Below are 13,232 nucleotides of genomic sequence, written 5' to 3'. Positions count from 1 at the left end.
AAATGAATACTTCAACCTACATCTGGTCACTAAAGAATATAGAGTTGAGGAACAACTTAAAGGTTCCCAGCCAAAATGCTCTAAAGTTGGTGTTGTCTGTAAAAATCATCACATCACCTCTGCCATATCTATTGTGTTTGAAAGGAACTGTGCCTTTGATCAATTCTAAATTTTCTTTGTTGATATAGCCACTCAATAAAGGAGAATTGGTGTATTGAATTGGATTGTTAAAACTCAAGTCATCCGCTTCCAGCATCATATTAGAATTTCTGAACATCGCTAATTCACTGTCGTTATAGCCATAAAGTAAAGGGTGAGATAAGTCAACCTTAGTATTAAAAATAGCCCCACCAATCCGCTTTGCTCCATAAAATTCACTGCGTTCAGCAAATTTGACATCTTTGGCCACAACAGAATCTTTTTTAGTTTTGAAATCGATCATTTTTTCTTCCCTCAGCCAATTTGCTGTGCCCTTATAAGCAATAATGCTTCCTCCTTTTCTTATCCAATCTTTCAGTTTTGTTTTATCTGAACCGCTCAAACTATTAGAGCTAGAACTTGGGATAATAAGATGAGTGTATTTGTCCAAACTTGTTCTGTTGAAATCTTTAGTATCTAATTTAGTGACAGGAATTTCGAATCTGTAATCCAGCATATGCCACATTTCACCAGCGTCATAAGATCTTACTCCATCGCCAACGAGCATAGCAATTTTAGGCATTTTTAAGTGTTCCATATTTGGACTCCCTAGATTAATTCCTTGTGTAAGCCCTGTTTCTAAAGCTGACATGTGCACGTGATTTTCCTTTTGTAGAACATTCAGCAGATTATAAATTTCATCAGCACTTTTATTCTGATTTTGAACTGGAATTAAAATAGTACCATAATCAAATTCCTCGGTTTCAGATTGAAATGGCTTTTGAGCTACTTTCACTCTGATGTCTGCCTCCATAATTTTATGCAAGACTTTTGCAGAGTTGAAATCACTCCATCTCATGGCGTAAGCATAAGGTGACTTGTTGAGGTCTGAGGGAGTTCCAAGCTCTGGAGAATCTACTTTTTCTCCCATGTCAACAGATTTAACTTCAGTAAAATCTACATCAAAGGCATGTCTAAAACTCCAAGCGGAAACATCATAAAAAATACTGTCTTTGAAAGTTTTCCGCTCTTCAAACATCGCTTCAACCAGTCTGTTTTGCAGTTGATTTTTTGGAATGATATAAGACGAATTAGCTTCAAAATCTTTTCCGTTGATGGTTTCATCTTTTTCCAGTTTGTAAAGTTCAACTTGATGCTGGCTTAAGACTTTAGCTAATTCATTGGTTAGCACAGGATCTCCTTTTCTACCAAATACATAAGCTCCTTTTTTGGCTTTTTTCTCAGCATTTCTGTAAAACTGATGTTGTAATCCTAAAATCTCGTCTTTCAATTCCAGGGAAGCTTCCAATGTGGAAAGCGCTGTTGTAAACTGGTTTTTTATGGTGAAAGGAAAACTTAAAAGTCCATTATCGGTTAGCTGTCCAGAACCTCTAGAGCTTGCTTGCTCAAAGAGAATTCCTATGGCACCATTGATATCCGGAAAGGTGGAACCTTTGCCATAATAAAAATCATCAAAACTTTCTTGAGAGTAATAAAGCGAACCAATACTATCTAAAGCTGAAGCGTGATAATTTCCAATCTTTTCTGTCAAATCCTGATTGAGTTGAGGAGTAAGTGGATTGGTACGTGATGGAATTCCTGGTTGGAAGAAGAACGATGAATTGGATCCCATTTCGTGATGATCTGTGAGTACATTTGGTCTCCAGTCATAAAAGGTCTTAATTCTTGCCTGACTTTCAAGAAGTTGAACTGGAAGCCAGTCTCTGTTCATATCGAACCAGTAATGGTTGGTTCTTCCGCCCGGCCAAACTTCAGAAAATTCTCGATCCTGTGGGTCAGGATTCAAATGTGTACTTCTATTGGTGTTGGTCCAGTAGGCAAAACGTTGCAGTCCATCTGGATTGAAACTAGGGTCGAGAAGGATAATGGTGTTTTCTAAAATCTTATCAATTTCAGGGCCTTCAGCAGCAGCTAAATAATAGGCTAAAACTAGAGCTGCATTTGCTCCACTGGGCTCGTTACCATGAATAGAAAACCCTTGGTTCACAACTACTGGCATAGATTCAAATTCTGACTCAGAAACTTCTCCTGAAACGATTTGGAGATGCTTTTTTTTGATTTCAGAAAGATTATTATGGTTTTCTGGGGAGGTTACCGTAAGTAAAAGCAAAGGTCTTTTTTCGTAGGTAAAGCCTCTATTTTTTATACTAATCCTGTCTGATGATTCTGCAACTACGGTCATATATTGAACCAGCTTATCGTGGCTGACGTGCCATTCTCCGGGAACATAGCCCAGAACTTCACTCGGTTTTGGAATATCTTGGTTATAAGAAACATCTGTTGGTAAATAATAATCCAAGCTCACATCCTGAGCTTGAGAAAAAATACTTGTAAAAATTACAAGTGCAAAAAGTAGTGACTTCATAGAGTTTTATTTTCAATGATTAGTATTAGAGGTCAAAATTAAGACTTAAATTATTCAAAAAAGTTGAATCTGATTTTAGAAAGACATTAGAATTTTAGTCTAAACACAAAATTAGGAGTAAAGCCTAATCCCTTCTGCTTGAAATTCTGGATGTTCTGGTTTTCATCCAGCCAATAAAACTGATTATAAACATTTGAACTCCCGAGTACATTCCACATAGAAAAACCAGCTAAAGTCTGGATATTCTTAAAAATTGAGAAAGTGTATGTGGAGGAGAAGTCAAGTCTAAAATAATCTGAAAGTCTCTCAGAATTCGGAGCTTGATATAGTATCTCCTGTGGATTTTGTGACTGGTCATCAGAAGGAATAGTAACTGTAGCCCCAGAGTGCCAGTTGAAGCCAGCAGATATTTTCAACCCATTTTGCTCATATGTCAAGCCAGTTGAGACCACATGTCTTATGTCCAAATTATTTTGAAACGTTGAAGGTTCAAGTGATTCAAATTCATAACTATTTTCTGACAAACTGTAACTTATCCAACTAGAGAATTGGTTCAAATTTTTATTTATTAGAAAGTCTATTCCTTTCACTTCATAATTTCCATGGTCTTGTGCGAATCTAAATTGATTCTGAAATCCTTGTCCCTCTGTAGTGATTCCTTCTACTTTTTTATAAAATAGATCCACATTTATAAACCAACTTGGTTTAATATAATTGAATCCCGTAGAAACTTGTTGGCTTTGAATAATTGGACGATTGTTGAGGTTTGATAATACCCATCTTCGGCTCTCAACTCCCAGAAAATCTGTTTGCAAATCAATTACTTGAGAAGTGACTTGACTTTTTTCTTCTCCGAGAAGTTCAAGGAATAAGTCACCTATGAGTTTGTAACTTAGATTGAATCTTGGCTCTATGGTTACTTTTTCAAATTTTGAAAAATGATTCAGACGTCCTCCAAGCTGAAGATTCAGTCGTGAGTTTTCAGATTGATAATTGATTTGTGAGTAAATACTATTTGTAATAATTGAATTCTGAGTTTCTCTAAAGAAACCTGGATTATCAATTCTTTCAGAATTTGAAATTCCAGTTTCATTTAATTGATAGCCTCCTTCAAAAGCAATATTTTTATTAAGTTTTGTTTGTAAATTTAGTTTAATACCAATCTCTCGCACTTCGTTAATTTGTTCCAATCTTTGTTTATCCAAAAAATCAGCATTTATTGAATTTTGATTGTACCTGGATGCGTAGAGTTGAATTTGAGTTTTTGTAGTTTTTGTCCAATTTCTATTGTAATAAATTCCTCCAGCAGCATTAGATTGGTTTAGATTGCTAGACCTTATGTTTACTCTATTTCTTTCAATTTCAAACCTGTTAAGTGAAAATTCATCATGACTATAAAAGAAATTAGCTTTTAAATAATCATTTCTAGAAAGTTGGTTTTTATAATTGAGACTAGCATCATAAAATGAAAAGTCATTGTTTTGTTGTGCTGTAGGAGATTCTTGAATGGTAACCTCAGTATTTTGAAATGTTTTATCGAAGTATCGGTCATAGGTAGGACTTTCCCAGAGGGAATTGATGGATTTTCTGAATGAAAATTCAATAGATGATTTTTGATTTAAAGGAGCCTCGATGATGGCGTCTGTATTAATAAGATTTAAACCAACCTCTGCCTTAAAAGTACTATTGATAGAGTCACTTGTTTGCATGTCTATAAGACTCGAAACTCCGTCTCCAAATTTTGAAGAAGTGCCGTTCTTTACTAGCTTTACTTTTTTAGTCATGTATGGATTGAATGCTGAAATCATTCCAAAGAAATGTGAAGTATGATACATTTTAATGCCGTCCCATAAAATTAAGTTTTGGTCATGAGTTCCGCCCCTCACATTTATGTATGAAACGCTTTCATTCCGACTTGTTATTCCCGGTAAAGATTTTAAACTTAAAAGCACATCTGGTTCTACCAAACCGGGTAAGAGTCCAAAATCTTCATAGTTGATTTCTAAAACACCAGATGTAAATTTTTGTATTCCGCTAGTTAAAAAATTTTCAAGTAAGACTTCGTCCAAAACTTCATAAAATGGTGAAAGTTCAAATACAGGGCAATCATTTTTTTTTCTGGTATCAATTTCTAACTGCTTTGGTATATAACCATTTGCATTAATATATAAATTTATGACAGCAGAATTTATTGGAATTTTGAATTGACCAAGACTATCAGAATTGAAAATATACTGATCAGTTTTTAAAAAAGAATTAGTTATGCCTTTTTGAGTAAGCTTGTCTTTAATGGTGATACAAAGCATTTTAAATCCAGATTTTGGGATGATTAAAATATTTGTGTCAGAATGATATTTGTAATTAAAAGGAGTTGTTTCTCTTAGAAAGCGAAGATTTTCGTCTAAACTGGAAAATTTCTTTTTTGTAGGCACAATAACATTATCGATCTCATCATCTGCATATGAAAAAAGTACTTTGTACTCTTTTTCAAGTAAATTAATGAAACGTATTAATTCTTGAGCTTTTTCAGTCCTTTGAGCATATGTAATAGAAGATAAACCAAATGCTAAAAGAATAAATAAAAATTGTTTTAGAAATTTCACCTAGTTTTTAAAACGACCTTTTCTTTCTCTATTTCGTAGGTCAAGTCTAACGGCAAGGTAATAGATTTTAAAGCATTTTCTAAATCATTATGAACAAAACTTCCTGTGTATTGTCGAGAAGTATCAACATTTGAAGTTTCAAAATTGATATTATAATAATTTTGAAACTCTTTTAGGACAACTTCCAAAGACGTACTTTTCAAAACTGTAACGTTCCTTTTCCAAGCCGGAGAAGTTAAAATGGTCTTACTTCTTAAGATATTTTGATTTTTTAAAATTAAATTATCCCCTTCTTTTAGAATGTAGATTTTATCACCAACCCTTACCTGGACAGAGCCTTCATAACAAGTGACTTCAAAACTGTAGTTTCTAGATTTTACATTAAATTGAGTCCCTAAAACCTGAATCTTACCGTAGGATGTTTCTACAGTAAATTTTTCACCATTCTCTACACTGAAAAAAGCTTCCCCTTTTAATTCTAAATTTCGCTTTTCTTCCCAGTTGGTTCTATTGTAAGATATTGAAGAGTTTGCACTTAGATTTACTATTGAGTTGTCAGGTAAATTTATGGTTTCCGTTTTAGCTATTTCTGTGCTATACGATTCATAATCAGTATTACTGTTGAGTATTTTTACAATAGTGAAGGCTATAATTAGTATTGCAGCAACAGCAGCTAGATATTTATATTTAATTTTATTTGGCGGATTGTTGTTGAATTTGATATTAGATTCAATTTCTTTTAGAGACTCATCCGTATTAAAATCCGGGGATTTAAAAAATTTAGCCTTTTCTGAAATCTTAGTATAAGAAGAGAAGGTGTCCAATTTTTTAAACGCCTCAAATTCTTTATTTGTTAACTCATTATTGAGCCATTTATTAATTAATTCTTCGTTTTTTATTTTCATATTTATATGACAACTAAACCTTCTATTTTCCTACTTGTTATTCGTTAAATTCCGTCAATTTCTTTTCTCAATTGCTCTAGCGCTGTATAAATTCTTTTTTCAACTGCCTTTCTTGATATACCAAGAATCTCTGCTATTTCTTTATGTTTTTTTCCTTCAACTCTATTTAATAAAAATGCCACTCTTTTTTCTTCTGTAAGATTGGATAATGCTTCTTGATATTTATCTAGGTATTCTTTTTCTTCTAATATAAACTGTGGATCCTGGTTGTCTGAGTTATTTTGTTTTGAATTTAATTCATAGTTCAAGACTACTTTTTTATGTTTTATAACATTTAATGTGGTGTTGTTTGCTACAGAAAACAAATAGCTTCTAGCTTTTTCTGGAATAATCTTTTTGCAATTTTCCCATAATTTTAAAAAAGCTTCTTGAACTTTATCTTTTGGATTATGTGCCTCGCCAAATTTGTAATAAATGAAGTCGTGCAAATCTTTGGCGTATTTTTGATGAAGTTTTGAAAACACAGATTTTTCGCAGCAATTTTTAACTATTGAATGAGTTCTTTTCATATATTTCAAAAATATAAAAATAACTTATGAGGTAGGGATTTAAGTGTTTTAGTTGTCTTAATAATAGAATTATTTTAAAATGGTTAAATATTATAAATATACTTTACTTTTTTTTACTATCTCAATTTTTGGATGTTATAATGATGACGATAATCAAGTTGTTGAAGCCTTCAATGCGACGCACAAATCTTCTGAACTTACTTCTGTTATAAAGTCGATTACTTCACATGATGGGTCTTTTGATGATCATATTGACAATACTTCTTGTTTTAGTTTAGTATTTCCTTATCAACTGAAAATAAATTCAAAATTACAAACATTCAATTCTTCAAGAGAACTTTTAACTATTAACGACACTGACGAAATTGAAATTGTTTTTCCGATATCCATTGCATTAAAAAATTATCAAATCTTCGAAGTGAATTCTTCTTCAGAATTAATGACTCATAAATCAATATGTGAAGAAAGCCTTCATATTGAGTCTAATTCATGTTTAGATTTAGTCTATTCAATTACGATTAAAGAATTCAATGAATTAAATGGCACTTTTGAAACTTTTCATTTTACTAATAATAAAGACATTTATTTATATCTGGAGGAATTACATGATAGTGATGTTTATGAAATTCAATACCCTATTTCACTCACCGATAATAATTCTGAAACCACAATTATCAACTCCAGTCATGAATTCATTGAAGCTTATGAATTTGTTGATAGCTATTGTGATTAACAATAAATAATAGTTACAATAAAGTAGATGCTTTTGTTAAATTCATATTAAATAGAAATTTCTAGGTAGTAAATTTTAGTTCTGTCTTGTCTTATCACTGAACAATAAAATAAAAAACCTATGAAATTTTTATCGAAATTATTGCTTTTGGTGATTTTAGCCACAGCATCAGTATCATGTTCAGATGATGATGATGCTCCAGTAATTCCTCCATCGGGAGATCCAACAATTGCAGATTTAGTGACAGAGAATGATCAATTTTCCTCGCTTTTAGCTGCTTTAGAGCGTACAGATTTAGTTACACCATTTGTAGGTGGTAGCGGAAATCTTACAGTATTTGCACCAACGAATGACGCTTTTAGCTCATTTTTACAAACAAACGGATTTTCAAGTCTTGAAGAAGTGCCAGAAAGTTTATTAAGAGAAGTCCTTTTAAATCATGTTGTCAATGGAAGAATCTTAGCAGCTGATTTATCTACTGGCTATGTGAGCTCTTTAGGAACAGGAAGTGCTTCAGAAAGCAACCTTAGTCTATTTATTGACACAATCAGTGGTGTAAGAGTCAATGGTGTTTCTAGTGTTACTACAGCAGATATCTTGGCAACCAATGGAGTTGTGCATGAAGTAAATGCAGTGATAGGTTTACCGAGTATTGTAACACAGGCTCTTGCAAACCCTCAGTTTTCAACACTAGTAGCTGCTTTACAACGCGCTAGCACAGAAACTACAAATTATGTAGAGATTCTTTCAGGTTCTACAAGCTCACCTTTTACGGTATTTGCTCCGACAAATCAGGCTTTTGAAAATTTATTAGATGCTCTTGGAGCGCAAAGCTTAGATGATGTTGCTCCCGAAACTTTAGCCACAATTTTAGAATATCATGTCATTGCTGGTAGTAATGTAAGATCTGGAGATTTATCTGACGGATTATCTGCGACTACTCTTCAAGGAGAAAATCTAGTCTTTGATTTGACAGATGGTGCGCAAGTTAGTGATGCTACAGATAATAATGCTAATATCGCTGTTGTTGATGTTCAGACAAATAATGGTGTAGTTCATGCAATTGATAAAGTTTTACTACCCCAGGAGATAGTTGATGTTATTGATCCAACAATTGCTGGTCTTGCGATGATGAATGATGATCTTTCAAGCCTAGTAGCCGCTTTAGAGTATACAGGTTTAGATGATGTTTTAGCTGATAGGTCTGGAGAATATACTGTATTTGCTCCAACAAATGCAGCGTTTGATACTTTCTTGGGTGGTGCAGCTTTGACAGACCTGCCTGTAGAAACGGTAGAGCAGGTTTTATTAAACCATGTTCTTACTGGAACAGCACTATCTACTGATTTAAGCACGAGTTATACTAATTCCCTTGCTACTTATGGAAATACAGAAGACAATCTGAGTTTTTATATCAATGTAGATAATGGTGTTGTAATAAACGGTATTTCAACTGTAACAATGCCAGATAATGAAGCAGCAAACGGTGTTGTGCATATTGTGGATGCTGTAATTGATCTGCCAACAGTTGTTACTTTCGCAACAGCAGATCCTAATTTTAGTAACCTTGTTGGAGCACTACAAGCCGCTGATACAGATTTTGTGAGTGTACTTTCTGGTACAACAAATTCACCTTTTACAGTTTTTGCACCAGTAAACTCAGCATTCGATGCGATTACAGTGCCAGGCGAGCCAGTCCTTAGCGAGGTCCTTAGTCATCACGTAATTATAGAATCTAATATTAGATCTGAGAATTTGTCTGATGGTGCTACAGTTCAGTCACTGCAAGGTGATGATATTACAGTCACTTTACCTGGAACTGGTGATAACATTGCCGACCTTACAGATGGCGCAGGAAATACAGGTATTGGTGTTATAGCAGTTGATGTGCAAGCAACAAATGGTGTTATTCATGCAGTAGATGCTGTATTGCTTCCAGAGCAGAATAATTAATTTATTAAATATTAAAATCTTAAAACTAAAAAGGGTTCAATTTAATTGAACCCTTTTTTTATCTCCTATTTCAAAATTAAACTTCATTAAGGTGTTTTGGCTTCACCCCAAATTTCCTTGTATCTTCTTTTGTTAATACTTTGTAATCTTCCGTTTTAGATAAGTTTTCTAGTGGTTTCAATAAGTGCTTTGGAAGTTCTCTTAATTGTCTTGTGTTTAGATCAAGCCAGGAACCCATCATTTCACACCTCGCGCTATTTTCGCCCCTTTGATTATAAATATTATGTTCAAATTGAAAAAACATCCCATCTGCACTTAATCCCTTTAACTCAAGACTCACTTTTACATGGTCTTCAGGCTTTAACTCCTTAAAATAAAAGATATGTTCATAAAAAACAACAGGTCCAAGATTGTGTTTAACAAGCTCTTGTTGTGAAAATCCATTTTCAACCAAGAAAGCCATTCTGGTATGACTCATAAAATTTTGATAGGATGAATTGGCCAGATGTCTATTGGCATCTAGATCGCTCCATCGTATTTCAAATGATTTAGTGTACATGTAATTATAAAAATTTTGATATTAAAATGATTGCAGCACTTAAAATTGTTGTTATCAGTACTCCTCTGGCTCTATAGTCCTGTTTTTTTTTGATAAACACAAAAAAGGGTAAGAAATTTAAGATTGCTCCTAATGCTATGATAGTTCCTAAAACACCTTCTTCCGAGGCTCTTCCTAGAACGACTTCAAATTCTTTTTGCATGATTAGGCTTATGTATAAAAACATACCAGCAAGATTTGCAGCTATTCCTACTAAAAACCCAATAGCTATTTCTTTTTTAATCATTGATGTTCCAGGAGTTAAGTTCATTTATAAAATCATGCGCGGTCAAATCAAATTTAACTGGAACTACCGAAACATAATTAGCTTCTAGCGCTTCTACATCTGTATTTTTTCCTTCATCTTGGTTTACAAATTCGCCAGAAAGCCAGTAGTAATCACGTCCCTGAGGATTTTGACGTTTATCAAATCTTTCCTCCCAACGCGCATTGGCTTGTCTACAGACTTGTATTCCTTTGATTTTTTCCTCACCTGCCTTAGGAATGTTTACATTTAATACTACTCCTTTTGGTAATCCATTTTTGATGACGCTCTCGGTGATGCGTTTGACATGTTTGGTGGTATGATCAAAATTAGCCTCCATAGAATAGTCTAATAATGAAAAACCAATGGCAGGAATTCCTTCTACACCAGCTTCAACAGCTGCACTCATTGTTCCAGAATATATCACATTGATAGATGAATTGGACCCATGGTTAATACCACTTACGCATAAATCTGGTTTACGTTTTAGAATTTCTTGAGTTGCTATTTTAACACAGTCTGCCGGAGTGCCGGAGCAAGAAAACTCTTTGACCTTGGAGTATTTATCAATGGTTACAGGATCACAATATAAATTATCACTTATGGTGATAGCATGGCCCATACCACTTTGAGGGCTATCAGGGGCTACAACAACAACCTCTCCTATAGTTTTCATTATTTTGATGAGGTGCCTTATTCCGGGAGCTGTTATTCCATCGTCATTGGTAACGAGAATTAATGGTTTTTCTTCTGTTTGCATTGTTCATTTTTTCTGATAGCTAAAATAAACATTTCAGAAAGCAAAACAGCTAATAATCACGTTTAACAAATTATTAGCTACAATTAAAATATGTGGTATAGTTTTTACTGTAAATTGGAAAATATTACATTAGTTTACATTTAATGAACTTTGATACAATGAAACGATACAAATTAAGAAACAATCTCGTTATTTTATTATTAGTAACCCTGCTAGCTGTAACATCCTGTAGCTTTACTGCCAAAAATTTTGATGAAGATTCAGATAAAGATCAAGTACTTATAGAACTTATATCTTATGTGATCGAGCAAGGACATTTTGATATGAAAGATGTGGATGATGATTTTTCACAAGCAGTTTTCAAAGATTACATAAAAGGATTAGATCCAATAAAACGACATTTTCTGGAAAGTGACTTTGAAGAATTCGAAGCGTTTGAAACTTTGATAGATGATCAAATTAAAAATAAAAATTTACTTTTTTTCAATCTTACAGTAGATCGTTATAAAAAGCGGATGGAAGAGTCAAAAGCTTTTTATGCCGAGCTACTCGAAAAACCTTTTAATTTTCAGGAGCAGGAAACTATCAACACAGATTATGAAAATGCAGATTATGCGGTAAATAAAAAGGGATTAAAAGAAAGATGGAGACAACAATTTAAGTTTTCTACACTTTCCACTTTTCATGACTTAAAGCTAGAGCAAAAAGATAAAATTGAAAACGATGAAGATGTTGAGGTAAAATCTGATGCTGAGTTAGAAAAAGAAGCACGTGAAATTACTAAGGAGTCAATCGAAAATTATTTTGATACAATGTCCGATTTAGAACGTAAGGACTGGTTTAGTTTGTATATCAATTCATTTGTAAGTCAGTTTGACCCGCATACCAATTATTTCGCACCTCAAGATAAAGACAGATTTGATATTTCTATGTCTGGGAAATTAGAAGGTATTGGTGCTCGACTTCAGAAACAAAGAGATAATGTAAAAATTGTGGAAGTCATTTCCGGAGGTCCAGCCTGGACAAATGGAGAATTAGAAGTTGGTGATCTTATCCAGAAAGTAAAACAGGAAGATGAAGACGAACCAGTAGATATTCGTGGTATGCGTTTAGACGATGCTGTAGATCTCATAAAAGGACCAAAAGGAACTAAAGTCGTTTTGACAGTAAAAAAAGTCGATGGTAGTACTCAAACTATTAGCATTGTAAGAGATGTAGTTGAGATAGAAGAAACCTATGCAAAATCTTCTACTGTAGAAAGAAACGGAGAATTATTCGGAGTCATAAATCTGCCAAAGTTTTACTTTGATATGCAAAACTATGATGAAAGAAATGCAGCTTCTGATATTAAAAAGGAACTTGAGAGGTTAAATGAGATTGATGCTAAAGGTCTTGTGATGGATCTAAGAAATAATGGCGGTGGTTCTTTGTCAACAGTTGTTGACATTGCTGGATTTTTTATTGAAAAAGGCCCTGTAGTACAGGTGAAAGATGCTAAAAATAATACTGAAGTTCTAAAAGATACAGATTCTAATGTTATATGGGATAAGCCACTTGTCATACTTGTGAATGAACTTTCTGCTTCAGCTTCAGAAATATTGGCAGCAGCAATGCAAGATTATGAGAGAGCTATTGTGATAGGAAGCAAGCAAACCTATGGTAAAGGAACGGTTCAAAATGTAGTTGATCTCAATAGGTGGATGAGAAATAGTTCCTTTGGAGATATGGGCGCATTGAAAATTACAACTCAAAAATTTTATAGAATAAATGGTGGCTCTACTCAATTGAAAGGAGTGGAAAGTGATGTGGCTGTACCGGATCGTTACTCCTATATAGATATTGGTGAAAGAGATTACGAAAACCCAATGCCATGGGATAAAATTGCTCCTGCGAATTATAAGGTTTGGAAAGGTTATTCAAATTTGGATGAAGTTATCTCATCAAGTAAAGGACGCTTGTCCAATAACGCTCAAATTCAAATGATTGATGAAAATGCCAAATGGATTCAATCACAGAGAAATCAAAATAGCTTTAGTTTAAATTATGAAAGCTACAGTAAAGAAATTGAGAAGGTAGAGGAGATGGCTCAAAAGTTCGAAAAAATTAATAATTATAATACCAGCCTAACTTATGAATCTCTTCCTTATGAAGAAGCTTTGATGGCTCAGGATTCATCTTTGACTCAAAAAAGAAAAAGATGGCACGAAAGCTTATCGAAAGATGTGTATGTAGAAGAAGCTATTCAGGTGCTTCAAGATTTGAAAGTTGATGAAGATTCCATTAAACTTGCAGCTAGAAAGGATTAGGCTAATATCAATTCAG

General features: G+C 33.6%; 10 protein-coding genes. 3 read left to right on the top strand and 7 right to left on the bottom strand.

Annotated elements, in window-relative coordinates; translation table 11 throughout:
- Positions 1 to 16: 16 nt before the first annotated feature.
- The 4 genes from ACFQ0R_RS02690 to ACFQ0R_RS02675 form a co-directional block, all read right to left on the bottom strand.
- Positions 17 to 2,524: a M14 family metallopeptidase gene (locus tag ACFQ0R_RS02690; RefSeq protein ID WP_379656832.1), complete on the bottom strand. Its 2,508-nt coding sequence runs from the start codon at positions 2,522 to 2,524 to the stop codon at positions 17 to 19.
- 86 nt (positions 2,525 to 2,610) lie between these two features.
- Complete coding sequence (locus tag ACFQ0R_RS02685) at positions 2,611 to 5,127, bottom strand: TonB-dependent receptor plug domain-containing protein (protein WP_379656831.1); 2,517 nt, start codon at positions 5,125 to 5,127, stop codon at positions 2,611 to 2,613.
- The gene (locus ACFQ0R_RS02680) at positions 5,124 to 6,032 is read right to left on the bottom strand and encodes a FecR family protein (RefSeq protein WP_379656830.1); all 909 of its coding nucleotides are present in this window, start codon (positions 6,030 to 6,032) and stop codon (positions 5,124 to 5,126) included. Before ACFQ0R_RS02680 ends, ACFQ0R_RS02685 begins: the two co-directional genes overlap by 4 nt.
- 44 nt (positions 6,033 to 6,076) lie before the next feature.
- On the bottom strand, positions 6,077 to 6,601 hold the full coding sequence (locus ACFQ0R_RS02675; protein ID WP_379657437.1) for an RNA polymerase sigma factor: 525 nt from the start codon (positions 6,599 to 6,601) through the stop codon (positions 6,077 to 6,079).
- Between the two features lie 79 nt (positions 6,602 to 6,680).
- Between ACFQ0R_RS02675 and ACFQ0R_RS02670 the strand changes: the two genes are divergently transcribed.
- A complete protein-coding gene (locus ACFQ0R_RS02670) occupies positions 6,681 to 7,334 on the top strand; it encodes a hypothetical protein (RefSeq protein WP_379656829.1) in 654 nt (217 codons plus the stop codon).
- Positions 7,335 to 7,454: 120 nt separating this feature from the next.
- Positions 7,455 to 9,287, top strand: a complete 1,833-nt coding sequence (locus ACFQ0R_RS02665) for a fasciclin domain-containing protein (RefSeq protein ID WP_379656828.1) — start codon at positions 7,455 to 7,457, stop codon at positions 9,285 to 9,287.
- A 76-nt stretch (positions 9,288 to 9,363) separates the two neighbouring features.
- Here the strand turns inward: ACFQ0R_RS02665 and ACFQ0R_RS02660 are convergent, their stop codons facing one another.
- Genes ACFQ0R_RS02660 through surE form a run of 3 tightly spaced genes read right to left on the bottom strand, consistent with a single transcriptional unit; the run spans position 9,364 to position 10,910 of the window.
- Positions 9,364 to 9,846 carry an acyl-CoA thioesterase gene (locus tag ACFQ0R_RS02660; protein WP_379656827.1) on the bottom strand — a complete coding sequence of 161 codons (483 nt, stop codon included), beginning with the start codon at positions 9,844 to 9,846 and terminating at the stop codon, positions 9,364 to 9,366.
- A 4-nt stretch (positions 9,847 to 9,850) separates the two neighbouring features.
- Positions 9,851 to 10,132: a hypothetical protein gene (locus tag ACFQ0R_RS02655; RefSeq protein ID WP_379656826.1), complete on the bottom strand. Its 282-nt coding sequence runs from the start codon at positions 10,130 to 10,132 to the stop codon at positions 9,851 to 9,853.
- A complete protein-coding gene (gene surE, locus ACFQ0R_RS02650) occupies positions 10,125 to 10,910 on the bottom strand; it encodes a 5'/3'-nucleotidase SurE (RefSeq protein ID WP_379656825.1) in 786 nt (261 codons plus the stop codon). Before surE ends, ACFQ0R_RS02655 begins: the two co-directional genes overlap by 8 nt.
- Positions 10,911 to 11,068: 158 nt before the next feature.
- On the opposite strand from surE, the gene ACFQ0R_RS02645 reads away from it, so the two are divergent.
- Positions 11,069 to 13,216, top strand: a complete 2,148-nt coding sequence (locus ACFQ0R_RS02645) for a carboxy terminal-processing peptidase (RefSeq protein ID WP_379656824.1) — start codon at positions 11,069 to 11,071, stop codon at positions 13,214 to 13,216.
- Positions 13,217 to 13,232 lie beyond the last annotated feature (16 nt).

Source organism: Psychroflexus salinarum (genome assembly GCF_042677225.1).
In the GTDB taxonomy this organism is placed as follows: domain Bacteria; phylum Bacteroidota; class Bacteroidia; order Flavobacteriales; family Flavobacteriaceae; genus Psychroflexus; species Psychroflexus salinarum.
Note: the sequence above shows the minus strand (reverse complement) of the source record. Positions and strands in the feature narration are given on the sequence as shown.